This window comes from Thalassotalea sp. G2M2-11 (assembly GCF_017168195.1).
GTDB lineage: Bacteria > Pseudomonadota > Gammaproteobacteria > Enterobacterales > Alteromonadaceae > Thalassotalea_E.
In genome coordinates this window covers 81,017-104,823 of the sequence record NZ_JADNYL010000001.1, presented here as the reverse complement: position 1 = coordinate 104,823, position 23,807 = coordinate 81,017, and the positions used below count along the sequence as shown (strand labels likewise).

General features: G+C 39.5%; 25 protein-coding genes. 10 read left to right on the top strand and 15 right to left on the bottom strand.

Features of this window, described 5'->3' with window-relative positions; genetic code table 11:
* Positions 1-78: 78 nt before the first annotated feature.
* A complete protein-coding gene (locus IV514_RS00455) occupies positions 79-552 on the bottom strand; it encodes an NYN domain-containing protein (protein WP_206482956.1) in 474 nt (157 codons plus the stop codon).
* A 17-nt stretch (positions 553-569) separates the two neighbouring features.
* Positions 570-1,889 carry a M20/M25/M40 family metallo-hydrolase gene (locus IV514_RS00450; protein ID WP_206482955.1) on the bottom strand — a complete coding sequence of 440 codons (1,320 nt, stop codon included), beginning with the start codon at positions 1,887-1,889 and terminating at the stop codon, positions 570-572.
* Positions 1,890-2,016: 127 nt separating this feature from the next.
* Here IV514_RS00450 and plsB point away from each other — a divergent pair, with 127 nt between their 5' ends.
* Positions 2,017-4,458 (top strand): glycerol-3-phosphate 1-O-acyltransferase PlsB, encoded by a 2,442-nt coding sequence (plsB, locus tag IV514_RS00445; protein ID WP_206482954.1) that lies wholly within the window; start codon positions 2,017-2,019, stop codon positions 4,456-4,458.
* A gap of 16 nt (positions 4,459-4,474) precedes the next feature.
* On the opposite strand, the gene ubiA is transcribed toward plsB, so the two are convergent.
* Together ubiA and IV514_RS00435 are read right to left on the bottom strand one after the other, a co-directional pair.
* Positions 4,475-5,350, bottom strand: a complete 876-nt coding sequence (gene ubiA, locus IV514_RS00440) for a 4-hydroxybenzoate octaprenyltransferase (RefSeq protein ID WP_206482953.1) — start codon at positions 5,348-5,350, stop codon at positions 4,475-4,477.
* Positions 5,350-5,934 (bottom strand): chorismate lyase, encoded by a 585-nt coding sequence (locus IV514_RS00435; protein ID WP_206482952.1) that lies wholly within the window; start codon positions 5,932-5,934, stop codon positions 5,350-5,352. Before IV514_RS00435 ends, ubiA begins: the two co-directional genes overlap by 1 nt.
* 211 nt (positions 5,935-6,145) lie before the next feature.
* Here IV514_RS00435 and IV514_RS00430 point away from each other — a divergent pair, with 211 nt between their 5' ends.
* Positions 6,146-6,529: a flagellar basal body-associated FliL family protein gene (locus IV514_RS00430; protein WP_206482951.1), complete on the top strand. Its 384-nt coding sequence runs from the start codon at positions 6,146-6,148 to the stop codon at positions 6,527-6,529.
* Between the two features lie 10 nt (positions 6,530-6,539).
* On the opposite strand, the gene glpG is transcribed toward IV514_RS00430, so the two are convergent.
* The 4 genes from glpG to proB all read right to left on the bottom strand — a co-directional run bounded on the left by glpG (position 6,540) and on the right by proB (position 10,306).
* On the bottom strand, positions 6,540-7,403 hold the full coding sequence (gene glpG / locus IV514_RS00425; RefSeq protein ID WP_206482950.1) for a rhomboid family intramembrane serine protease GlpG: 864 nt from the start codon (positions 7,401-7,403) through the stop codon (positions 6,540-6,542).
* A complete protein-coding gene (glpE, locus tag IV514_RS00420) occupies positions 7,403-7,735 on the bottom strand; it encodes a thiosulfate sulfurtransferase GlpE (RefSeq protein ID WP_206482949.1) in 333 nt (110 codons plus the stop codon). Before glpE ends, glpG begins: the two co-directional genes overlap by 1 nt.
* A 166-nt stretch (positions 7,736-7,901) precedes the next feature.
* A complete protein-coding gene (locus IV514_RS00415; RefSeq protein WP_206482948.1) occupies positions 7,902-9,158 on the bottom strand; it encodes a glutamate-5-semialdehyde dehydrogenase in 1,257 nt (418 codons plus the stop codon).
* 35 nt (positions 9,159-9,193) lie between these two features.
* Complete coding sequence (proB, locus tag IV514_RS00410; protein WP_206482947.1) at positions 9,194-10,306, bottom strand: glutamate 5-kinase; 1,113 nt, start codon at positions 10,304-10,306, stop codon at positions 9,194-9,196.
* 298 nt (positions 10,307-10,604) lie between these two features.
* Here proB and IV514_RS00405 point away from each other — a divergent pair, with 298 nt between their 5' ends.
* Positions 10,605-11,498: an acyltransferase gene (locus IV514_RS00405; RefSeq protein WP_206483971.1), complete on the top strand. Its 894-nt coding sequence runs from the start codon at positions 10,605-10,607 to the stop codon at positions 11,496-11,498.
* 12 nt (positions 11,499-11,510) lie between these two features.
* Positions 11,511-12,749, top strand: coding sequence for a mechanosensitive ion channel family protein (locus IV514_RS00400; protein ID WP_206482946.1), 1,239 nt, complete (start codon positions 11,511-11,513; stop codon positions 12,747-12,749).
* A gap of 3 nt (positions 12,750-12,752) precedes the next feature.
* Here the strand turns inward: IV514_RS00400 and tesB are convergent, their stop codons facing one another.
* On the bottom strand, positions 12,753-13,610 hold the full coding sequence (gene tesB / locus IV514_RS00395) for an acyl-CoA thioesterase II (RefSeq protein ID WP_206482945.1): 858 nt from the start codon (positions 13,608-13,610) through the stop codon (positions 12,753-12,755).
* 317 nt (positions 13,611-13,927) lie between these two features.
* On the opposite strand from tesB, the gene IV514_RS00390 reads away from it, so the two are divergent.
* The 3 genes from IV514_RS00390 to IV514_RS00380 all read left to right on the top strand — a co-directional run bounded on the left by IV514_RS00390 (position 13,928) and on the right by IV514_RS00380 (position 17,198).
* Positions 13,928-14,986 carry an HD-GYP domain-containing protein gene (locus IV514_RS00390; protein ID WP_206482944.1) on the top strand — a complete coding sequence of 353 codons (1,059 nt, stop codon included), beginning with the start codon at positions 13,928-13,930 and terminating at the stop codon, positions 14,984-14,986.
* Between the two features lie 346 nt (positions 14,987-15,332).
* Positions 15,333-16,709 (top strand): bifunctional diguanylate cyclase/phosphodiesterase, encoded by a 1,377-nt coding sequence (locus tag IV514_RS00385; protein ID WP_241242124.1) that lies wholly within the window; start codon positions 15,333-15,335, stop codon positions 16,707-16,709.
* A 234-nt stretch (positions 16,710-16,943) separates the two neighbouring features.
* Positions 16,944-17,198: a hypothetical protein gene (locus IV514_RS00380; RefSeq protein ID WP_206482942.1), complete on the top strand. Its 255-nt coding sequence runs from the start codon at positions 16,944-16,946 to the stop codon at positions 17,196-17,198.
* Between the two features lie 129 nt (positions 17,199-17,327).
* Here IV514_RS00380 and rpmG read toward each other — a convergent pair whose 3' ends face one another.
* From rpmG to radC, 6 genes are all read right to left on the bottom strand, one after another.
* Complete coding sequence (gene rpmG / locus IV514_RS00375; protein ID WP_044834320.1) at positions 17,328-17,483, bottom strand: 50S ribosomal protein L33; 156 nt, start codon at positions 17,481-17,483, stop codon at positions 17,328-17,330.
* A 23-nt stretch (positions 17,484-17,506) separates the two neighbouring features.
* Entirely contained in the window at positions 17,507-17,743 is a 237-nt protein-coding gene (gene rpmB / locus IV514_RS00370) for a 50S ribosomal protein L28 (RefSeq protein ID WP_084692866.1), read from the bottom strand.
* Positions 17,744-17,994: 251 nt separating this feature from the next.
* Positions 17,995-18,396 (bottom strand): hypothetical protein, encoded by a 402-nt coding sequence (locus IV514_RS00365; RefSeq protein ID WP_241242123.1) that lies wholly within the window; start codon positions 18,394-18,396, stop codon positions 17,995-17,997.
* Positions 18,374-19,042: an AAA family ATPase gene (locus IV514_RS00360; protein ID WP_206482941.1), complete on the bottom strand. Its 669-nt coding sequence runs from the start codon at positions 19,040-19,042 to the stop codon at positions 18,374-18,376. The genes IV514_RS00365 and IV514_RS00360 overlap by 23 nt, the downstream gene beginning before the upstream one ends.
* Positions 19,043-19,118: 76 nt before the next feature.
* Entirely contained in the window at positions 19,119-19,433 is a 315-nt protein-coding gene (locus tag IV514_RS00355; RefSeq protein WP_206482940.1) for a PilZ domain-containing protein, read from the bottom strand.
* A gap of 78 nt (positions 19,434-19,511) precedes the next feature.
* Positions 19,512-20,186, bottom strand: coding sequence for a DNA repair protein RadC (gene radC, locus IV514_RS00350; protein ID WP_206482939.1), 675 nt, complete (start codon positions 20,184-20,186; stop codon positions 19,512-19,514).
* Positions 20,187-20,336: 150 nt separating this feature from the next.
* Between radC and coaBC the strand changes: the two genes are divergently transcribed.
* The 3 genes from coaBC (at position 20,337) to IV514_RS00335 (ending at position 23,770) form a co-directional block, all read left to right on the top strand.
* The gene (gene coaBC, locus IV514_RS00345; RefSeq protein WP_206482938.1) at positions 20,337-21,536 is read left to right on the top strand and encodes a bifunctional phosphopantothenoylcysteine decarboxylase/phosphopantothenate--cysteine ligase CoaBC; all 1,200 of its coding nucleotides are present in this window, start codon (positions 20,337-20,339) and stop codon (positions 21,534-21,536) included.
* Positions 21,537-21,608: 72 nt separating this feature from the next.
* Positions 21,609-22,193 (top strand): nucleoid occlusion factor SlmA, encoded by a 585-nt coding sequence (gene slmA, locus IV514_RS00340; protein WP_206482937.1) that lies wholly within the window; start codon positions 21,609-21,611, stop codon positions 22,191-22,193.
* Between the two features lie 104 nt (positions 22,194-22,297).
* Positions 22,298-23,770, top strand: a complete 1,473-nt coding sequence (locus IV514_RS00335) for an aminoacyl-histidine dipeptidase (RefSeq protein ID WP_206482936.1) — start codon at positions 22,298-22,300, stop codon at positions 23,768-23,770.
* Positions 23,771-23,807: the final 37 nt, after the last annotated feature.

The window sequence follows — 23,807 nt, the reverse complement described above, 5'->3', positions numbered from 1 at the left end:
GTGCTAAAGTGTGAGCCCTCGCCTTATTTACTAACTTAGACTCTGCGTATGGATAAGTGAAATGCTGCTATGTATGGATTACTGCAACATCGCCTCATCAATAGGAATATATTCATCAGCACTATTGATTAACGAATTGGCTGTTAAGCGTAATACGCCGTATACTTTAGTATGTACTTGATATTTATCCTTAATACTTTGCAGCAATAGATCAAAATCGCCATCACCAGAGAGTAAAACAACTTCATCAACATCAGGTGCAGTTTCCATCACATCGATTGTAATACCAACATCCCAATCACCTTTTGCTGAGCCATCACTTCGTTGAATATAAGGTTTTAACTTAACGTTAAAGCCAATATGTTTTAACGCTTTTTGAAACTTGTGTTGAGCATCATCACTTCGTTGTATGGCATAGGCGTTGGCAATCACAATAACGCCCTCTTCACTCAGCATTTGCCAAAATTTACGGTAATTAAACTGCCGTTGAAAGGCATCGCGAGTGGTGTAATAAATATTTTGTACGTCAACAAAAACAGCTATTTTTTTCACGGCAGCTCCAGTGATTTTTAATCCGTTATACGAGATAAACGGTATAACAACAATGTCGTTTTCTCAATATTTTTAGCCAATGAGGTAATATCAGCCACTTCATCCTTAGTATGTCCGCCTCGACCCATTAAGCCTAAGCCATCTAATGCCATATCAACTTTATTCGCAGCAAAGGAAATATCAGCAGCACCTGCTTTTCTCGGGTTTGCCGCCACAACTTCATTGTAGCCTAAGTCTTGGCTAACTTGACTGTATAATGCTAACAGCTGACGATTGCCAGCACTTGGTGCCATCGGAGGGTACCCTGTTTCAAACTCAATACTTGCTTGAGTATGAGCAAGATTTTGTTTGACAATTGTTTGCATGACTTGTTTGGCGTGAGCCACTTGCTGTGCAGTTAATGCACGCAAATCACCAGACACTGTTACTGTTTGCGCAATCACATTAGATTTACCAAAAACCGATAGAGTTGGTAATTGCGCTTGGTCAATGCGTGTACCGCCTGCAATTACACCTGGGTTAAACGATAAATACTCTATAGAGGATAATTGCTCTCTAAAGGCATTTAATATACGTGCGGCTTCAAAAATAGCGCCAAAGCCTTCTTGTTCAGTAAAAATTTGTGAAGAATGAGCCGGTTTTCCACTCACTTTGAGAGTCCAACCAGTATAGCCTCTGCGGGCAACCATCGCGGTTTTAATGTTGCTGTCACCGTCTTCAAACCCCAACGCGACATCAGCCCACTGACTTGCATCAACAATCGCCTTTTTTGAGAGAGACAGAGGTCTGCCACTACTTTCTTCATCGCCAGTCATCACCACTTTAATGCTGATGTCATCCAATATACCGGCATTTTTCAATGCCCGTATGCTGGCAATAATAATGGCATTACCCCCTTTCATATCGGTGATCCCTGGGCCCGCGATTTCGGTTTCTGAAATTTTGCTAAATTTTTGAAAACTATCATCTTGAGCAAATACGGTATCTAAATGCCCTATCATCAGAACTTTTTTAGCATCAGGATTGTGACTCATATAAGTAGCAACCACATGACCTGCACGATTAAAGGCACTGCCATCATGCCACTTAGCATCAAATCCTAATTGCGATAATTGCCTAAGCATTAAATTACCAACCGCTTTAACCCCATTAAAATTCATCGAGCCACTGTTGATATTTACCGCTTGCTCAAGCTCAGTTAAAGTAGTGTTAAGATTTTGATGAATATCTTGCACCATGTGCTGTTCAACAGCACTTAATGCAGATTGATTCTCTGCACAGACTAAGTTAGGTAACGCAATTATCGAGATAGCAATCCAAAATATTCGCAAACTCATATTAATAATTCCCTGCTAGTATAAATGCACTTATGTTCATTAGCATATTGCGGTAAAATTCGCACAAAACGACAAGTTTAGTGAAAACTGCTAAACTAATAATCCTAATAAAACCGAGTAAAACCAGATGTTAGCATTCCGACAATTTTTCTACTTTCTATTAAATCTACCGATAAAAATTTGGGTAAATTGTAGAATTGTTGCCGATAATGTCCTCGATAATAAACAAGCTAATAACAATAAACCAATCTTTTATGTGGTACGCAATAAATCTGCAAGCGATTTATTGGCGTTAAAAAAAGCCTGTAAGAAACTGCACTATCCTGATCCTCTGGAACAAGTCACCATTGATGGTAAACGTTACGATCGTACTTTTTGTCTTGAACAGCCTAGTCGCCTATTCGGCTCTGCGGGCACAACCAATCAGGCGGCTCAACTTCAAGGAGAAGCAATATTAACCGCGCATCACATCAATAACGCACTCGATGCTCAGTTAATCCCCGTGAATTTGATCTGGGGACGTAAACCCACGGTTGAAAGAAACAAAGCCAGTATTGGTACTTTACTCGCTGATCAGGAGTCTCCCAACTGGCTGCGTAAGTTCTTTATTGTTTTATTTTTAGGACGTAACACCTTAGTGCGCTTCAGTGATCCATTATCGTTTCGTTTTATGGCAGATAAGCATGGTACCGACGATAAAATAGCCCGTAAATTACTACGCGTTGCTCGTTTTCATTTTTATCGACAAAAAATTGCGGCGACAGGCCCACGTCTAATGCATCGCCAGCAAATGTTTAAAACCTTAATGAAAAACCCATCCATTAAGCGGTTAATTTCAGAAGAAGTCGCCAGTAAAAAAATCACTGAAGAGAAAGCCAAAAAACAAGCGCTCGCTATCATGGACGAAATTGCCGGCGATTATCGTGAATCAATGATCCGTGTGGGCGAACGCATACTGCATTGGTTATGGAATCGATTATATAGTGGTATTGAAGTCAATAATGCCAATACTTTGCGCGAATTAGCTGACGAAGGTCATGAAGTTATCTATGTTCCTTGTCATCGCAGCCATATGGACTACTTACTGCTAACCTACATCATTTATCAACAAGGCTTAGTTACCCCCAGAATTGCTGCGGGTATTAATTTAAATTTTTGGCCGGCAGGACCAATTTTTCGAAAAGCTGGGGCATTTTTTATTCGCCGTAGTTTTCGTGGTAATCGTATGTACTCCACTATTTTTCGTGAATATTTAGGCTTATTGTTTGAACGCGGATATTCGGTGAAATACTATTCTGAAGGTGGGCGTAGTCGCACTGGTAAATTACTTGAGCCAAAAACGGGTATGTTAGCCATGACTATTCAAAGTTTACTGCGTGGTATCAAACGTCCGCTGACGATTGTACCTGTATACTTAGGGTATGAACATGTGATGGAAGTAGGCACTTACCATAAAGAATTAAGTGGTAGTAAAAAGCAAAATGAATCTATTTTTGGTGTATTTAAAGCCATTCGAAACCTGCGTAATTACGGGAAAGGCTATGTTAATTTTGGTACACCGATTAATATCAATCAATTTTTAACTGAGCAGGTACCCGATTGGAAGTCTGCCATTGATGAAGTAGAGCCTCAAAAACCTACTTGGCTAACTCCTAGTGTGAACGTACTGGCAGATCAAGTGATGGTTGCCATTAACAAATGTGCGGCGCTTAATAGCATCTCATTAATAGCCTTGATCCTTCATGCTTCAGAAAATAAAGCCTTATCTCGTCAAGAGTTAGAAGCACAGCTCGACTTTTTCTTAATGATGCAGCGAGATGCTCCATACAGTGATGAACTGACCATTCCTGAACAAAATGGTCAGCAATTGTTATCACATGCAATCAGTTTAAATAAAGTGACAGTCGAACAGGATAGTTTCGGCGATATTATTTCACTAAGCGACTCAGCCGCACTTGAAATGCGTTATTATCGCAATAATGTTCTCCATACCTATATCCTGCCGGCATTAATCTGCCGAATATTAGACCGCACCGCCAAGATCAATCAACAAGATATCATCGAGCATGTCCTTACTCTGATGCCGTTATTAAAAAATGATTTCTTCCTCTGGCAAAATGACGAGCAATTAGCGAGCGCCACCAAACAAATTTTATCGGTATTAGCAGAGCAACAACACGCGAAACAAAGTAAAGCTGGATTTTGGACGCTGGTAGATGATCACAATTCACTGAACAAAATCAAATTACTCGGTGAATGTGTTGAAGAAACATTACTACGCTTAACAATCATCACCACGCTAATCAAACGACTGTCGCCAATTGGCAAAAATGAATTCAGTGAAAAAGTCGTGGCAATTGCTAAGCGCTTATCTGTAATTAACAATATCAATGCCCCTGAGTTCATTGATAAAAAAGCGCAAATGACCTTAATTAATGCGATGCGAGAACACGGATTTATCGCAAGTGATGATGATGGAAAATTAATGGCCAGTAGCACCATAGAAACGCTCAAGCCTAAAGTGCACAACCTAGTTGATATCGCAGTATTACAAAGTATTTTACGTTAATGTTTGTATTTAACGATCACAGGTATTCAACGTAAATCCCAATAAAGACCACTAAGCCAACCCAATGATTATTCAGAAAAGCCTGAAAACAGGGTTGGCGCTCTCTCGTTGCAATTAACATTTGTTGATAACAAAATAAACCGGCTGATATCACCAAGGCCAATTGATAAGGCCAGCCAAAGGCTAAGATTTCCCCAACGCTAAAAAGCAATGCTAACGTCATAAGCTGTAAAAAGCCGATAATCCGCTTGTCGTTTTGACCAAACAAGATGGCCGTCGATTTCACCCCGATTAATATATCATCATCACGATCCACCATGGCATACATAGTGTCGTAAGCCACTGTCCACATTAAGTTGGCAGCAAAAAGCATCCAGGCGACCAGTGGTACTTCACCCATGGTTTCAGCAAACGCCATGATCATGCCCCAGCTAAATGCTGCACCTAATACCACTTGCGGTAAATGAGTATAACGCTTCATAAATGGATAGCTGGCTGCTAACAATAAGGCGATAACCGATAATTGAATAGTATAAAAAGTCAAAGTTAATACCAGTGCCAAGGCTCCACCAATTAGAAAAGCAAACAAACTTAGCGCTTGCTGACTCGTCATAGCACCAGAAACCAAAGGTCGATTCTCAGTGCGTTTTACTTTGCCATCAACATGACGATCGGCATAATCATTGATGACACAGCCTGCACTGCGCATAATAAAAACCCCTAAACCAAAAACAAATAAGTGATGAAATGTGGGAAAACCATCGGATGCTATCCACAATGCCCAAAATGTCGGCCACAATAATAAGTAAGTGCCAATGGGTTTATCCATGCGCGTGATTTGCTTAACCGCATGCCATTTATTTTGCCAAGAGGAAGTTGAAGCTTGGGTCATCAGTTCATACTCTTAGCATTATATGCCGCAGCATGAGGGAGAAATACTTCAGAAACAATTAAAGGTTTATCCGCCAGCATAAAAATTGAACGTCGTCCCCACAATGGTGATGACACCGGCAGTTGGCAATGCTTGGCTAAACTCGCGACGGTTGATGCCTCATCAAATGACGCCACTTCAATTCGTTTACGTACCAAGTTGGGATGAGTAAAAATCACTTGCCCTAGGGGTTGTTCACCTAAATTAGCCAGTTGCTGAGCATCACCGGTTAACGAACTAAGCGGCAACAAACTACGAGCAAATACGCTAGGTTGCTGATCACAATATAAAATCACTTCTCGCACTAACACATCTTGATCAACAGCAACTTCTGCTGTTGCTTCATCAACTGGGCAAGGCAACACTTGTTGTCCCAACACTTCGACACGAAACTCTCGACAATGTTGTTTCAAACGGGCAGTCAGCGAACTGGGTTCTAGCAACCAATCACGCAGATGTTCAGGAAGAGAAAACGATTGTGCATCACGCCAATTCGCGTGTAGCTGCACAGGAAACAGAGTATGTTGATCAGCGTACTTTGTCATTAATTTTTACGAGCCATAACCATTAAAACGGGCGTATGATAACAGTTTTTTTTCATCAGGTGTTGATATTTGCCACGAGGCTTTTACTCCTATTTTACAGCGAGCGACTATTTTATCGTTAAACGAATAAATTAAATGAAAATCTTTGCTAAGATGGCTACAATAACTATCAATAATGACAATATTTATCATGACAATAGGCTAAACAAATATGATCAGATGCGTTATCTTACTGATAATTTTCCTAACAACATTCTCTGCTGCTAAAGCAGCCGATTATGCATATTATGGATTTGAGCCTTCCATTGTCACTAACTATGTCGCTGTGAAAAAGAAAATGGGCTATGTTCGATTAACCGTGGAACTAATGATTGAAAAATCAACTAATTATGAAATAGTTGAACATCATGCACCATTATTACGTGACGCCATTATTACCATTATTGGTCAGCAATCGGAGGCCAAAATTAAATCGATTAATGGCCGACACGAAATTCAAAAATTATGTGAAATAAAAGTCAAAAATTTACTGACCAAAGAAACTGGCAAGCCATTGATTAAAAAGTTATTGTTCACGCAATGGCTCGATAATTAAAGCGTTACTCCTATTCACTTGCTTGGCGAGGAGAAAACTTAAGCCAAGCAAGTAAACAACCCACAATTAAACCAACTAGATGCGCTGTATTGGCAACGTTAACGGGTAGCATATCAACAAATCCCAGCAACAACCAAAAGAGCAAGAAGCCGATAATGGGTCGAGATAACTGTAAGCCTTTTTCAGGTGCTAACCAGCCTGCCCACCATACATAACCAACCACCCCATATACCACACCCGATAAACCGCCAAAGTTTGGACCCGATACTAAAAACTGCGCAACATTTGATAATATTCCTGAGATCAAAAAGAGTTGCAACAACTCAAACTTACCTAAGCGTTGTTCGATATCGCCGCCTAATTGCCACCACCACATAGTATTAAAGGCAATGTGTAAAATGGAGAAATGGAAAAATACCGGACCAATCAACCGAATTGGATTGTCAAAAAATGCTTGAACAGATAACTGCTCAAAGAAATGTATGCGCTCAAAAATGGCCAACTGCCATCCCATGATACCGGCAAGATAAACTGCCCAGCACAATGCAAAAATGGTTAAAGTCACTAAGCCTGCATGGGCAAGAAACTGGCGCTTAAAAGCCGTCCACAATGATGGTGCATGACCAACCACATCCGTTGTTTGCCCACTTTGCCATGCTGCACTTTGGTATTTAGCATCATAAGGGTTTTCAATAAATTGCTCGAATAACTCTTTTGCTTGCTGCCACTTATCAGATTGACAATAAATAACAAATTGCTGATCTTGCTGATGAACTTCAGCCGCAATGTCATTATTAATTAAATAATTAGCAAACAATAACGCCACATTATGCTGCGATACGCCAACCAGCGCAGTTAAATCCATCGAGCTCATTATGCACCCTTTTCAATATGCTCAGGGTAATGTAATTGCCAATCAACAAAACCGCCATCAAGGGAGTAGACATCAGTAAAGTCCTGGCTTGCTAAAAACTGCGCAGCTTGCTGACTTGAATTACCATGATAGCAACACACCACAAGCGGCGCGTCTAGATCAGCTTCGCGTATAAAGTCGCTGATATTATCATTGGTTAAGTGAATTGCATTTGGAATATGGCTTGCTTGAAAAGAAGCCGGATCTCGAATATCAACAACTACATGGCTCTGCTCTGCTAACACTGCATATAATTCATTAATATGCATATGTTTAAAAACCACTTCCGTCATGATTACTTACCTCAACGTTGAAAACAAAAACCATAAGCGTATTGCTTATATTACTGGCTATTGTACGTCAAACTGGGGTGGGTTGAGTAGTCATTTGAGTAAGCATGAGCGATTGGTAAAGAGATAGCAGCCTAATATCTAAGTATTAGGCTGCGTTTAGCAGTTATTATGCTCTGACTTGCCCATCACCATAGACCACAAATTTTTCAGTGGTGAGTGATGCTAAGCCCATAGGACCGTAGGCATGTAATTTACTGGTAGAAATACCAATTTCTGAGCCTAACCCTAATTGCCCACCATCAGAAAATCTTGATGAGGCATTCACCATTACAACAGACGAGTTAATCTGGCGAATAAACTGCTGAGTTCGTGAAGTATCTTGGCTCACTATGACCTCAGTGTGATCAGAGGTGTATTCATTGATATGACTAACCGCGTCATCAAAGCTTGCCACCACTTTAACCGCAATTTCTTGCGCCAAGTATTCTGCATGATAATCCTCTTCACTAGCGGGCTCTGCTTGTTCAAAATACGGTAAGCTTTGCGCACAGGCATGCACTTTTACTTGTGCTGCATCTGCAAGAGCCTTTGCCGCTAACGGTAAAAATTGCTCGGCAATCTCTTGATGCACAAGTAACGTTTCAATTGAATTGCAGGCACTAGGTCGTTGAGTTTTACCATTGATTAGAATATCAACTGCTTTATTGAGATCAGCTGCTTTATCAATAAATAAATGACAAACCCCTTTAAAATGCTGAATCACAGGGATCTGGCTGTTTTCAGTGACATAGCGAATCAAGCCTTCACCCCCACGAGGGATGACCAAATCGATAGTCTCACGCTGTTTTAATAACTGCTCGATAACGCCACGGCTAGTATCTGGGATAACTCCCACAATATTTTTATCGATATTCTGCTGTTCCAGTACTTGATGTAAGCACTGTGCTAATGCCAAATTGCTGTGGATAGCTTCTGAACCACCTCGCAAAATAACGGCATTACCTGATTTAATACACAACGCCGCCGCTTCTGCAGTGACGTTTGGTCTCGCTTCATAAATCATCGCAATCACACCCAGTGGGATACGCATTTTACCCACTTGCATGCCATTTGGACGTAGAGATAGGTTACTAATATCGCCAACAGGATCAGTCAGTGTCGCAATTTCACGAATAGCATCACTAATATCTTTAACACGCTCTGGCGTTAGCAATAGTCTATCAAGCATGGCACTAGTTAAACCTTTAGCCTCGCCTGCATCAATGTCTTTTTTGTTTTCAGTAATGATAGTGTCAGCAGATGCTTCAATTGCATCAGCCATTTGATTTAAAAGATTATTTTTTTCAACTGTTGTCAGTTGTGCAGCAACACGGCTAGCAACTTTACTGTTCGCTGCCATGGCTTCCATAGAAAAAGTAGTCATTTTATTACTCTATATTTGGTTAACTTGTACGGTACTTATTTGCTGTATTCTTTCAGGATCACCATGTCATCACGATGTACAATCACATCGCCATAATTATGACCCAGTATCGTATCGATCTCATCACTATGCTTACCCATAATGCGTCTTAGATCGTTGTGGTTGTATAAGCAAATACCTTTAGCAATAATTTCCTTTGTCGTATCATCGAGCAATTCGATAGTATCACCCGCTTGGAAAGTATTACTGACAGATATAATCCCTGACGGTAACAGCGATGCGCCTTTATTCACTAGTGCATCAACCGCACCTGCGTCTAAAGTAATCTGTCCCTGACTCTTTAATGTGTGTTTTAACCAATGTTTCTTTGCAGTAATAATCTCTTTTTCAGCGGTAAAGCGAGTACCTGGATTATTACCCTGTAATAAAGAAGCGAACGTTTCACTCTTGCTACCATTGAGAATATAAGTATCAATACCATGCTCAATTGCTTTTTCAGCAGCTTCAATCTTTGTTTTCATGCCACCTGTAGCGAGGTGACTTCGGCTAGTACCTGCCATGGCATATATTGCATCGGTAATTTCGGTGATTTCAGGCACTAATTCAGCATCGCTGTTCACTTTCGGGTCTTTGGTGTATACGCCATCTATATCACTTAAAATAAACAAGCAATCTGCTTCACACACTTGTGCAACTAATGCAGCGAGGTTATCGTTGTCGCCAACAGCAAGTTCATCGGTTTTGACCGTATCATTTTCATTAACAATTGGTAATACACCATTGGCCAATTGCACATTGATGGTTTCTTTAATGCTGATAAAGCGCGCCCGATCGGCTAAATCACTTTGGGTGATTAAAATTTGACTGCACGGGTTATCAAAAAAACGCTGCCAATTGGCCATCATTTGCATTTGCCCTACAGAGGCCATCGCTTTACGTGTAGTCACAGATAATTCAGGGGAACCGTGATGGATAATACTGCGACCTGCAGCAACTCCACCGGATGAGACGAGTATGATTTCTTTACCTTGGTGTTGACAGTTGGTGATAAATTGTGCGATTGCTAGCGCATACTGACCGCTACAACCATTGCTTGTTGGCGCGATTAACGCGCTTCCTACTTTTATCACCGCTCTTTTAAAATCCATTAATCCTCCATTCTATAAACTTACTATTAGAATGCCTTGATTCAATTATAGATGCAAATAAAGGTCTGACCTTTGTTAGAAAGAATTGTTCTTTTGATTGCTTTAGGGCAATTACAAATGATAGTAGAACATTTTTGGACATTTACTTAGATTAATTGACCATAAAAACAATAGAAAGATTATATTTGATTAGTTGTTAGCCAGTATAATAATGAAAAGTAAAAATTTAGCTGAAAGGGAAAGTAAATCGCTTTATGATACCCTCTATCAATGGGTTAATTATTGTATATATTGCATTATGTTAAGTTTTTTGCCATCAATATTAATTGGGTTCTTGTCTTTTTGTTTATACGCCATCAATACTTTTTTATGGCTCATACCAATCATTTTATTTTCGCTGTTAAAAGCCATTTTACCTTTCCACGGCTGGCGTAAATTTTTTAGTTATTTACTCGATCAAATGGCCAGTAATTGGGTCGCTCTTAATACCATCAACCAAAAAATATTCACCAAAACGAAGATTTCAGTGAATGGTTTAGAAAAATTAGAGAAAAAGCAATGGTATCTTGTTATCGCCAATCATCAATCATGGGTCGATATATTGGTGCTACAACGGGTGTTGCACGGTAAAGTACCTTTTCTCAAGTTCTTTCTAAAAAAAGAATTATTGTATGTGCCTTTTCTTGGTATTGCTTGGTGGGCGTTAGACTTTCCATTTATGAAACGTTATAGCCAAAGCTTTATTAAAAAAAATCCGCACCTTAAAGGGAAAGATATTGAAACCACCCAAAAAGCGTGTCAAAAATTCAAACATAAACCCGTATCTATCATGAACTTTATCGAAGGTACCCGCTTTACTAAAGCAAAACATCAAGCGCAACATTCACCATTTAAGCACTTATTAAAACCTAAGGCTGGTGGCATTGGCTTTGTGATGTCGACCATGGGGGATCAATTAAATAAAGTACTCGATGTCACCATTTACTATCCCAATAAAACGCCTAATTTTATTGATTTCTTATGTGGTAAGATGCAACAAGTGCAAGTCGACATCAACATTACTGATATTGATCATTCCCTCACGGGCGACTACATCAACGACAGAGCACATAAAATTCGCTTTCAAAAATGGGTCAATCAATTATGGCTCGACAAAGATGAGAAACTGGCTAAGCTTCATCAACAACAATAATCAAGGATTAACATGCTAGCGTTTATTTCTTCATGGTTAACTGAACAAGGGGTTTCCTCTGACAACCTAGCACTCGCGACATTGTTGATAGGTTTAGCAATTACCTTAGTGCTATGCGCTCTTGCCTATTATTTTACAAAATATAAGTTACTGTCACTAATTAATCATTTGGTTATGCGTTCTCGCAACCAGTGGGATGATTTAATACTTGAACATAAAGTCTTCGAGCGCATAGCGTTAATCATACCATTACTCACCTTATGGTTTCTTGCTCCGCAACTATTGGCACAAGAAACAATTACCCTCACGATTCTAATTGTTGCCACCAAAGTGGCGGTTGCTTTTCAAGTGGCAAGAACACTTGATGCGATTTTAAATGTGATTAAAAGCTTATCACAACAATCGGCCAGTAAGCGCTATTTACCCCTTAATGCCACCATTCAGGTGATCAAGCTTATCATCTACCTAGTCACCAGTATTTTATCCATTTCATTTATTCTTGATAAGTCACCCATTTATTTATTAAGTGGTTTAGGTGCCTTAACAGCCGTGTTATTACTCGTATTTCAAGACACAATAAAAGGCTTAGTCGCCAGTATTCAAATATCAGCGAATAAAATGCTCGCACCAGGTGATTGGATTGAAATCCCCCAATATGGAGCAGACGGTGATGTCTTAGAAATTGGGCTGAATACCGTCAAAGTACAAAATTTTGATCGTACCGTCACCACTGTACCAACCTACGCTTTGATCAGTGGCTCATTTAAAAATTGGCGCGATATGTTTGCTTCTGGTGGTCGGCGCATCAAACGAACCATCACCATTGATATTTCCAGCATTCATTTTTATCAATCAGATGATATTGAGCGGTTAAGTCAGGTTAAGTTGATTAAGCAGTACTTAATGGACAAGCAGCAAGCAATTACCGCATACAATCAACAAAATGGCATTACAGATAATGATTTGGTCAATCAAAGGCAACTCACCAACATTGGTACTTTTCGCGCCTACATTGAAGCTTATTTACGCCAACATGACAAAGTACACCAGCAAATGACCTGCATGGTCAGGCAATTGCCCGCAACGGCCACAGGCTTACCTTTGGAATTATACTTTTTCAGTAATGATCAGAACTGGGTCAATTATGAAAGCATTCAAGCCGATATATTTGATCACCTTTATGCCATGGTGCCAGTATTTGAATTACGCGTATTCCAGCATCCAAGTGGTGCCGATTGGCGACAACGTTAAATGTTAACGTTGTCGGATAACGCCTTCTTGCATAGTGGTTGCCACTAACTCGCCAGCTTGATTGTATATCTGACCACGTACCAGCCCACGTCCCCCCATAGTGGTAGGGCTTTCCATCACATATAATAACCATTGATCAAAGCGAAATGGACGATGAAACCACATAGCATGGTCTATGGTGGCAATTTGAAAGTTCGGCTGCCAGTGACTCACACCATGGGGGAATAATGCCGTTGGTAGAAAATGAAAGTCTGACGTATACGCCAACATATATTTATGAATGCGCGGATCATCTGGCAAGTTACCATTAGCCTTAATCCACATATGGCAAATAGGCTCAGACTGTTCGGGCTTAATCCAATTATATTGTTCAACAGGGCGTAATTCTATCGGTTTTTCAGATAAAAACTTACCCCTGACATTTTCTGGAATAAGCTGCTGATGATCAAAAATAAAGTCACTAAATGAAGGAAGCTCTTCAGGTCCCTCAACCTTAGGCATAGTATTTTGATGTTCAAAGCCTTGCTCTTCTTGCTGAAAAGATGCAGTCATATAAAAGATAGCCTTGCCATTTTGAATCGCCTGCACCCGACGAGTGTTAAAACTTCGACCATCGCGAATATTTTCAACATCATACACAACTGGCTTTTGTGCATCACCAGGACGTAAAAAATAAGAATGTAAAGAATGAATATGGCGGGTAGATTCGACGGTTTCTTGTGCCGCAGATAATGCTTGTCCCATCACTTGGCCGCCAAACAATGCTTTAAAACCAAGATCTTGGCTTTGACCACGAAATAACCCCTGCTCTATCTTCTCCAGCGTTAACAACGCCAATAAATCATTTAAAACCTGGCTCATAAAAACTCTTACTCTTAGTGCATTTGTTCTAAATTATATAATGCTTACTGTAAAACAAAAACCACATACTTTACCCATAAGCAGATCGTTTTAGTTATTTGCAAATAAAATTCTCTTTTAGTATTATCCGCAGCTGATCATCTATGGTCGATTTTATCAGCGATAGATGTCAAAGGATTATTATATTTACCAATGGGATGGTAGCCTTATTTTTACCCTAACTGCGATAGTAGAGCTATCTTTGTTAGAAATATGGCTTGCCTATTGGAACACTCTAGCGAAACCAGAGCTAGGCAAGTCTAAATGATGGAATTATCATGATTAAGACTAGTGTATATAATTTGACCGTAGGAATGTACGTAGCCAAGCTTGACCGAAATTGGCTTGACACCTCATTTTTTCGCCATTCATTCTTAATAAAAGATCAAAAACTACTCGAACGTCTTAAAACTGAGTGCGACTTTGTTTTTATCGATCCCGCTAAAAGTGTTTCAACTACAAACATCAAACAACAAAACCAAATTGACGCAATTAATGCTGCCAAGCTAGAAAGAAACAAAGCCAAAAAAATACTTGTGCAGTTCTTCGATAAAATTCAACGAGGCGATCGCATTGATAGTCATTTTTTAATAAATTTTATTGGAACGTTCACCAATAAAATATTATGTGAAACAGAATCATACTTATACCTAAACATGCTTGAAGAAAAAGATAATTCACTCGCTGAAAAATCTATTAGGGTATTTGTTTTTTTCTTGGTCTTTGCCAAACATATTGGCGTCAAAAAAACCCAATTGCTAGACATTGCTATAGCGGCCATGCTACATGACGTAGGCATGTTATCGGCGCCTAAAGAACTTCTTAACTCTGCATTTATCAGCAAAAATGAGCGTAAGTATATTGAAAACCATACCAAAATTGGCGTTGATATATTGAAAAAAGAGAACACATTTTCTGAACTCATTTTGAACACGATTAAACATCATCATGAGAATATTGATGGTTCGGGTTATCCAAGTGGCTTAAAGGGCCGGGAAATAAGCTTGTATTCCCGCATGCTTAATATCACCTGCATGTTTGAAGCGTTAACACGAAACCGAGTATACAGAAAAGCTGTTTCCCCAATAGAAGCAATAAAAAGCTTAGTACATAACATAAATACTAAACTTGATCACAGATTAACTCTCAGATTTATCGAAGCTATGGGGCTTTATCCTCCTGGTTCAATAATTTCTCTAAAAAATGATGCGCAATTCAAAGTACTCTCTTATAACCCCAAAACTGGTTATAGCGTTGTAGAGAACAAGCTCACAAATGGAACTCCTGCGCCACTAATCATTCAGGCAAAAGACATTGAACAACTAATAAGCTGTTAATCATTATCAACGGCAGTGCTAACGAAAAAATGAAAGCAGAATTAACTGACATTATCCTATTACTGAGAGGTAGAAATCCATGTGTACGGGTAGCACACAACTACGATGAAGCTTTAACGGGGTACGATATAAGCTTTTTTAACTGGCAAGGCAGCACATATCAGAGCCAGTGCCAAACATTAACTCAGCTCAATTTTCGGTCTAATAAAGACATGATAGAGCTTCGAGATTAAACCAATAGTCTAGGTTCTAATCTTTATTTCATTGAGACTAAATTTTGAGACATCAAGTAAAAAAAAGTAAATATATGCAGAGCAATCTACACTCATTTTTCAGCGATTTAATCATGAAAACCAAAACTAAACATAAGCAAATAGAAAATATTGCCCATTGTGATAAATTGACTAAGCTGATCGATCGTCAGGAGTTTTTAGAACATATTAAACAACGACTCATTATTTCTGCAAAAAATGAATACCAAAGTGGGCTTTTATTTATTGATTTAGACGACTTTAAACAAATCAATAACTCCTTTGGTCTTTCATTTGGAGATGAATTACTAAAGCAAGTATCTGAATGTCTTCGTTCGGTAGTGTGCACTGAAAAACTGAGCTTTAAAATGTCACCTCAAACGTTTGAACTAAACCTTGCGCGCTTAGGAGGAGATAAATTTGCCATTTTTATCCATAAGCTCAAGTCTTCAGAAGACACGATTCGCATCGCGCAAAATATTATATTTGAACTAAAAAAAGGGTTCCTTATAGCAAACAAAAGTATCAATATAAGCGCAAGTATTGGTATTGCAATTTATCCAAAAAATTCCTCAACAACTCCAAATGCCTTATTACAAATGGCAGATGTTGCCATGTATCACGCGAAAGCAAACGGTCGAGGGCTTTGTTACGTATATTCGTCAACAATGAGTAAAAAAATGCGCCGACACCACTACTTGGTTGAAGAAATGCGCTTAGCACTTGCATCAAATAGCTTTACCCTCTCGTATCAACCAATTGTTAACGTAAATAGTCTCGAAATAAATTATTTCGAAGCATTAATCCGCTGGCAGCACCCTATTGAGGGCCATATATCCCCTTCAGAGTTCATTCCTATTGCCGAAGATTCAAATTTAATACTTGAGTTAGGTGATTGGATACTAGATGAAGCATGTCGACAAATGGCCTCTTGGTACAATGCAGGTATGAAAGAAACAAGAATTTCTGTCAATGTCTCTGGTATTCAACTTAAACATCGTTGTTTACACCCATGGGTAATAGCAGCTATTAATAAATTTGATTTACCAGCAAAGTCTCTAATGATTGAAATTACTGAGTCTTGCTTTGTTGACGCATCTCCTGAACTTATTTTACAGTTGGAGAAACTGAGAAATGAAGGCGTCAAAATTGCCATCGATGACTTCGGAACTGGTTTTAGTTCATTATCACTTCTAGCCACTCTACCTGTTGACGTATTAAAAATAGATCAACTCTTTATTGCACAAGCAATACAAAATAACAAATACAATAAAATTTTACGCTCCATCGTGAACATGGCTTCGCAATTGGACTTCAAAATAGTTGTAGAAGGTATTGAACAAGTCGAACAGTATGAACTCATTAAATTATTAGGAGTTTCTTATATTCAAGGATACTTTATAGATCCTCCATTACAGTCACATTATGTAGAAAAAAAACTGTTACAACGTTACACGGAACTACATACATGAACAGGCAGAAATGACTTACTAAGCATACTAAATTTTTACTTCAATTGAACAAAAGCACTGATGACGTTAATACAACACTAACTAATGATTTTAAGTAATTTTCTTCTTGCTACACACTAAGTATACCAATATGACTAATGCATTAATTCCATGTCTTTTTTTGTTGAATTAATAAGCAAAGTAAGATAATGTCCTTGATATAGAAAAATAAAAATAACCGAGGCAGAGACAACAGTGCAAGCAGTATTAGAGCGTGAAGTCTTACTTGAAAGAAGACATTATACACCAGAGCAATCAGTATTATGGGATAAACTATCATTGGCACAAAAATTTGCTGCCAGCAGTTTGTCTCAATTTGGCTACGACTTAGCGTTTATTCGCAACGGTAACTCTGGCAGTATGGCGGTTTTATTACGTGATGGTAACGCTGCGACAATTTCAGATGATGGCGAAATCAATAGCTCACCCGACATTACTATCCGCCCGTAAACATGCGTATCAAATTTCGAAAAATGCCATCTCTGATTGATGGCATTTTTTTTGGTCAATAGAAAATCCCTGATCAACAGACATAAAAAAACCCAGCATTTGCTGGGTTTTTAATTGAAGAAAAACTAATTACTTAATTTTAGCTTCTTTGTACATTACGTGCTTACGAGCTTTTGGATCAAACTTTTTGATTTCCATCTTCTCAGGCATAGTCTTTTTATTCTTATCTGTAGTATAAAAATGACCAGTACCAGCACTAGAAACTAAACGAATTTTATCGCGCATGATTAACTCCTTAACAAAAGTGCTTAAACTTTTTCGCCACGGGCACGAATGTCAGCTAATACTGCATCAATACCTTTTTTATCGATAATACGCATTCCTTTCGGAGTTAAACGTAATTTAACGAAACGATTTTCACTCTCAACCCAAAAACGGTGAGATTGAAGGTTTGGTAAGAAACGACGACGTGTTGCGTTTCTTGCGTGAGAACGGTTGTTCCCTACGACTGGCTTTTTGCCTGTTACTTGGCAAACTTTAGACATGTGAGTCACTCCAAAATTAATTTCAGCTCGAGCTATGTTTCCCCAAGACCGTCGCCTCGGGATCCTGAAAAAGGTGGCATATTATAGAGAAAGTGAAAAACGAATGCTAGCTTTTATCTACATTCTCTTTGTAAAAGCTAAAAAACTTTTAATATTCAGATGATTATACTACTTAATTTTGCTTACACCCACAAAAAAACAGCGAACAAAGCGCTGTTTTTTTGTGCTTAACGTAGTTAATTCAAACAAATTTAGTCTACATTAGACTCTAAAAGTTTGTTCAGTTTCTCTTGTTGTTCTTTATTGCACAGTTCATCAATCAAAATTCGGATAATATGCGATTTAGCCAGTTGACTATCCTTGGCTAGTTCTTGTAATTGTCCAATCGCTTCTTCACTTAAAGTAAACGTTGCATGACGAAATGGTTTATTCGTCGGTTTTCTTCGCTCAGCGCGTTTTTTAACCTCAAACTGTTTAGCCGCAGCAAGTGCTTGGGTTAAATCAACAGGGTGATTTTTACCGCGACTCACCAATTCAGGCGAGCCTTTAGCATAATTCTCCGCATCCGAAATAAATTCGTCTACTGTGAATGCCTTTTTCTTCTTTTTATCATCCTTGGATTTTTTAAGATCACTTAAACTCATGAGAGTCATCTGGCTCCATAGCTAATAATTCTTCAGCAATTGCTTTCATTTCTTCAGCGGCCTTACTATTAGGTTCATTCTCTAATACCGATGAACCTTGCTCTTCACTGTCATCATAAACATTACGATTATAGGTCACAGCGTTTAACACATTAATGCCGTATGAACTACATACTTCTTTTGCTTCTATAATACGATTTGCTTGATTAGGTAATGATGGACATTGGGTAATAACAAATGACGCAAGCATCTTAGGATTAACCATTTTACAGGTGCTCAGCATATCTTCCATATGAGGCACAGTTTTTAAATCTCGACGTTTAGGTCTGAGTGGAATAATCACATGTTCTGCCACTGACATTGCTGCCCTAAGTGCAAGGTTATCTTGGCCGCCACAATCAACTATCACATAATCGTAATGCTGTTTTAAACTGAGTAAGTCATTACGAATTTTACCGTAAAGTTGAATACAATTAATCGCAGGTAAAGATGGATCTGCGTTTCGTGCCTGTATCCAATCAGAGGTGGTTCTTTGGGGATCACAATCTACCATCAACACGATAGCTTGTTTATCACGCGCAAAATACACAGCTAAATTCTGCGCAAGGCAACTTTTACCACTGCCGCCTTTTTCGCCACCAACTAAAATCATCATATTGCTAATTCCTTCTACGACCACTTTTTTTTATGCAACAATACTTCATTATAGTCTAAAAATCTAAAGTCACAGATTAACTAGACAAACTTAAAGCAACTTCAAACCAACCATTGGGTTGTTGTATACAGCGAATCACGCGACCAGGAAGTTCTTGACTTTGCGGGGCAGCGCCCTGAAACACAACTTTCACATCTGTATTAAGAGGAATAGCTTGGTCACAATCAAGCTTTAAGCCTCCTTTTGAAAAATCAACACAGACAATTTTTTTCTTAATTTCCTGACCCTGATCATTATGCCAAACGATATCGACCAGCTCTTTTTCCATATCTAAGCGAAAAGCACGTCTTCGTTCTGTATAGTCTTGATCATCTTGGTTATCTTCGACCATTTTAACCTCCACATCCTACTTGTCATTAAACCTAACCGTCATTTTATCGAGTTGCAAGAATTTTCTCGGCTTTATCATCTAGTTAATTAAACCATGTTCAGCAAATGAAAAGCATTGATGACCCGCAACTATCATATGATCAAGCACATTAATTTCAACTAATGCCAAGGCTTGTTGTAGGCGCTGAGTGATCTGTTTATCAGAAATACTCGCTTCTGCCACGCCTGACGGATGGTTATGTGCCAAAATAACTGCCCCTGCATTATAGTTTAACGCTTTTTCAAGCACCACTCTCGGGTACACAGCCGATGCATTCAAGGTACCATGAAAAACTTTTTCAAAGCGGATGACTTGATGCTGACTATCCAAAAATAACACGGCGAACACTTCATTAGTTTCGTTTCTTAACTGACTCAATAAAAACTGTTTGCTTTGTGCTGACGACGTTAATGCCACTCCTGAGTTAATTTCTTCTGCTAAGTAGCGTTTTGTCATTTCTAAACACGCTTGCAGTTGCGCATATTTGGCAGCGCCTATTCCTCTGACTTGGCAAAACGCCTGTTGATCAGCACGATAAATCGCAGCAATACTGCCAAAGTTTGCCAGCAGGTGCCTTGCTAATTCAACGACATCACAACCATTTACCCCGGTTCGTAAAAATATCGCCAATAATTCTGCATCTGATAAACTTGCCGCCCCTAAGCTTAAAAGCTTTTCTCTTGGTTTCTCACCCTCAGGCCAATCTTTCAACATATTCGCATCCTTGCGTAACCGTAAACAGTAGTGGTATTTACAGTATAGATGCTGTTTAACGTTAAAGATCAATACGTGATAATTTTCTTCAAACACTAATAATGCTATGGTATGCACCATTAAATTTTAGATTAGTAAGACTAACCACATATGCAAACTTTACAGGACAAAAATATCGTTATCGGCATCACAGGCGGTATTGCAGCGTATAAAATTCCTGAATTGGTTCGACGCTTAAAAGACCAAGGAGCTAACGTACGAGTTGTGATGACAGACGGAGCCAAAGCGTTTATAACTCCTCTTACCTTACAAGCCGTATCAGGTTATGCGGTATCAGATAGTTTGCTTGATACTGAAGCCGAACTTGCCATGGGGCATATCGAATTAGCTAAATGGGCAGATCTCGTGCTTGTGGCACCCGCAACGGCCAATACGCTCGCAAAATTTGCCCATGGTTTAGCAGCAGATCTTCTTTCCACCATTATCTTAGCTACCAATGCACCAATTGTTGTTATCCCTGCGATGAATCAGCAAATGTGGCACGCCCAAGCAACACAAGACAACATTGCAATATTACAAAATAGACAAGTAAGCATATGGGGACCTGCACAAGGTGAACAAGCATGTGGTGATTTAGGCTACGGACGCATGATTGAAGTAGCTGAAATCGTCGAGCGTACCTGTCAGTTATATCAAACAAAGTCATTAACTGATCAGCATTGGGTGATCACCGCAGGGCCAACACGCGAAGCCATCGATCCAGTACGCTATATTTCTAATCATAGCTCAGGCAAAATGGGCTTTGCCATTGCCGAAGCAGCACAGCAGGCAGGGGCAAGCGTCACCTTAATTTCAGGACCGGTGAATTTACCAACACCGCCAGGCGTAGAGCGCATTGACATAGAAAGCGCCGAACAACTACATCAGCAAGCGCTGAAGAGCGCACCGAAAGCAACGGTATTTATCGCCTGTGCAGCCGTGGCTGATTATCGGGTCGAGCAAGTTGCGCCCCATAAAATCAAGAAAACCAATGATAATGAGCAGATGCAACTTAACTTAGTGAAAAATCCAGACATTGTCGCTGATGTGGCACAACTGACCAACAAGCCATTTACTGTTGGCTTTGCTGCGGAAACTCAAGATGTTGAACAATACGCATTAGCTAAATTAAAACGTAAAAACCTTGATTTGATTGCCGCGAATGATGTCGCTCAACAAGGGCAAGGCTTTAACAGCGACAACAATGCCTTAACGGTATTTTCTCGTGAAAAACAATTTGATATCCCCTTAGCAAATAAGCAAATTGTCGCACAACAATTAGTGAAGCTCATCAGTGAACAGCTAGATTGAGCAATCACTTCACGATACAATCTAAGTGAATACTAAAATAGTCATAATTCGAATAATAAGAGAACCATTGATATGTCGGTTAATCAAAAGCCCAACCGTAAACAACAAATTTTAGAGTGCTTAGCGCTCATGTTGCAATCTAGTCCAGGCCAACGCATCACTACTGCTAAATTAGCGGCAGAAGTTGGGGTATCTGAGGCTGCGCTATATCGACACTTCCCCTCAAAAGCACGAATGTTTGAAGGGTTAATTGAGTTTATTGAAGAATCTATCTTCTCTCGCATTAATTTAATACTCGCAGATCATAAAGAAACACTCGTCCGCTGTCATCATATCCTACACGTACTGCTGGTTTTTGCCGAGCGTAACCCAGGTATGTGTCGTATTTTATCTGGTGATGCACTGATGGGAGAAAATGAACGCTTACGTACCCGAGTTAATCAATTTTTCGAAAAATTAGAATCTCAGTTTAAGCAAGTACTTAGAGAACGTAAATTACGCGAAGGCAAAGGTTTTGATATCAATGAGTTAGCTTTAGCTAATATTTTAGTCGCTTACGCAGAAGGTAAAATTGGTGCCTATGTTCGTTCTGGTTTTAATAAAAAACCAAGCGATAGCTTTAATGAACAATGGCAATTTTTAATGGCGAGCAAGTAAGCACGTCTTCCCTGGTAAAACCTTGGTTTTACCAGTAATTATTTATAATAAAGGCGCAGAAGACGCCTGTATTACTGATAAAATTCGGTTAATGAGGAATTTACGTGAGCAGCATTTCACACTTTCAACCACAAACATTATGGCAGATTTTCGAACAAATTTGTGCAATTCCCCACCCATCAAAGCATGAGCAACAACTATCCGCGTGGATCCAATCATGGGCACAAACACGAGGCTTTGATGTCAAAGAAGATACGGTCGGTAACCTGTTAATTACCAAACCAGCAACCGCAGGAATGGAAGATAGAAAAGGGGTAATTTTACAAGCCCACATGGACATGGTGCCACAAAAAAATGCCGACAATGATCATGATTTTTTAACCGATGCTATCACGCCACTGATTATCGAAGAAGACGGTGCTCCTTGGGTAACCGCAGATGGCACTACCCTTGGTGCAGACAATGGTATTGGCTTAGCGTCAACCTTAGCCATTTTAGCCAGTGATGACGTAGCTCACGGACCATTAGAAGCCTTATTAACCATCGATGAAGAAGCCGGCATGACAGGGGCATTTGGCTTAGCGCCCAACTGGTTACAGGGCGACATTCTGATCAATACTGATTCAGAACAAGAAGGTGAAATTTATATGGGCTGTGCTGGCGGTATTGATGGTAATGCCAGATTCCCTTTACAATTTGAACCGGTAAAGCCTGACTATCAAGCATTCAACTTATCTCTATCTGGTTTAAAAGGCGGTCACTCCGGCGTAGATATACATTTAGGCCGCGCTAATGCCTGCAAATTACTGGTACGTTTTCTATTAACAATGAGTGAAAAGTATGATTTTCATTTAACTGAGCTTAATGGGGGTAGCTTACGTAATGCGATTCCTCGCGAAGCCGATGCCAGTTTTGTTATTGCTCAATCACAAGTTAATAGTTTAAAACAAGACTTAGCTGATTATTTAGCCACCATACAAACTAACCTTCAATCGGTTGAAAACAGCATTGATATGTTGTTAATTTCCCCAGAAACCTTCGAACAGTGCTGGAGTAACAACTGTCAAACCGCAATTTTAAGAGCATTAAATGCATGCCCTAACGGTGTTATTCGCATGAGCGATGACATTGAAGGTGTCGTTGAAACTTCAATAAACTTAGGTGTTTTAAGAACCAAAGGCACGCGCTTTGAAGCGATGACCTTAACTCGTAGCCTCCATGATGACGGCCGTTTAGAAGTGCAAACCATGGTCGAGTCGCTGTTTAAATTAGCCGGTGCAGACATTACCTTTAGTGGTGCTTACCCCGGATGGAAACCAGACACGAGTTCCGCAATTATGAATGTAGTGCGCGATACTTATGTGAAGTTATTCGACACAACGCCAGAGGTTATGGTGATCCACGCGGGTTTAGAATGCGGACTATTTAAAACCGCTTACCCACAATGGGATATGGTATCCATTGGACCAACAATTAAATTTCCCCATTCGCCAGATGAAAAAGTTGACGTAACCAGCGTTGGGCAATATTGGCAATTGCTGGTAGCGGTATTAAACAATACCCCGTGTAAAAATTAGGTATTAGATCAAAAAAAAGCTTATTAGATTTTAGTCT

Excerpts from the sequence above, each read along its gene's own strand:
- IV514_RS00450 (WP_206482955.1), bottom strand. The coding sequence starts at position 1,889 with ATGAGTTTGCGAATATTTTGGATTGCTATCTCGATAATTGCGTTACCT.
- plsB (WP_206482954.1), top strand. The coding sequence starts at position 2,017 with ATGTTAGCATTCCGACAATTTTTCTACTTTCTATTAAATCTACCGATA.
- ubiA (WP_206482953.1), bottom strand. The coding sequence starts at position 5,350 with ATGACCCAAGCTTCAACTTCCTCTTGGCAAAATAAATGGCATGCGGTT.
- IV514_RS00435 (WP_206482952.1), bottom strand. The coding sequence starts at position 5,934 with ATGACAAAGTACGCTGATCAACATACTCTGTTTCCTGTGCAGCTACAC.
- IV514_RS00430 (WP_206482951.1), top strand. The coding sequence starts at position 6,146 with ATGATCAGATGCGTTATCTTACTGATAATTTTCCTAACAACATTCTCT.
- glpG (WP_206482950.1), bottom strand. The coding sequence starts at position 7,403 with ATGAGCTCGATGGATTTAACTGCGCTGGTTGGCGTATCGCAGCATAAT.
- glpE (WP_206482949.1), bottom strand. The coding sequence starts at position 7,735 with ATGACGGAAGTGGTTTTTAAACATATGCATATTAATGAATTATATGCA.
- IV514_RS00415 (WP_206482948.1), bottom strand. The coding sequence starts at position 9,158 with ATGACTACTTTTTCTATGGAAGCCATGGCAGCGAACAGTAAAGTTGCT.
- proB (WP_206482947.1), bottom strand. The coding sequence starts at position 10,306 with ATGGATTTTAAAAGAGCGGTGATAAAAGTAGGAAGCGCGTTAATCGCG.
- IV514_RS00405 (WP_206483971.1), top strand. The coding sequence starts at position 10,605 with ATGTTAAGTTTTTTGCCATCAATATTAATTGGGTTCTTGTCTTTTTGT.
- IV514_RS00400 (WP_206482946.1), top strand. The coding sequence starts at position 11,511 with ATGCTAGCGTTTATTTCTTCATGGTTAACTGAACAAGGGGTTTCCTCT.
- tesB (WP_206482945.1), bottom strand. The coding sequence starts at position 13,610 with ATGAGCCAGGTTTTAAATGATTTATTGGCGTTGTTAACGCTGGAGAAG.
- IV514_RS00390 (WP_206482944.1), top strand. The coding sequence starts at position 13,928 with ATGATTAAGACTAGTGTATATAATTTGACCGTAGGAATGTACGTAGCC.
- IV514_RS00385 (WP_241242124.1), top strand. The coding sequence starts at position 15,333 with ATGAAAACCAAAACTAAACATAAGCAAATAGAAAATATTGCCCATTGT.
- rpmG (WP_044834320.1), bottom strand. The coding sequence starts at position 17,483 with ATGCGCGATAAAATTCGTTTAGTTTCTAGTGCTGGTACTGGTCATTTT.
- rpmB (WP_084692866.1), bottom strand. The coding sequence starts at position 17,743 with ATGTCTAAAGTTTGCCAAGTAACAGGCAAAAAGCCAGTCGTAGGGAAC.
- IV514_RS00365 (WP_241242123.1), bottom strand. The coding sequence starts at position 18,396 with ATGACTCTCATGAGTTTAAGTGATCTTAAAAAATCCAAGGATGATAAA.
- IV514_RS00360 (WP_206482941.1), bottom strand. The coding sequence starts at position 19,042 with ATGATGATTTTAGTTGGTGGCGAAAAAGGCGGCAGTGGTAAAAGTTGC.
- IV514_RS00355 (WP_206482940.1), bottom strand. The coding sequence starts at position 19,433 with ATGGTCGAAGATAACCAAGATGATCAAGACTATACAGAACGAAGACGT.
- radC (WP_206482939.1), bottom strand. The coding sequence starts at position 20,186 with ATGTTGAAAGATTGGCCTGAGGGTGAGAAACCAAGAGAAAAGCTTTTA.
- coaBC (WP_206482938.1), top strand. The coding sequence starts at position 20,337 with ATGCAAACTTTACAGGACAAAAATATCGTTATCGGCATCACAGGCGGT.
- slmA (WP_206482937.1), top strand. The coding sequence starts at position 21,609 with ATGTCGGTTAATCAAAAGCCCAACCGTAAACAACAAATTTTAGAGTGC.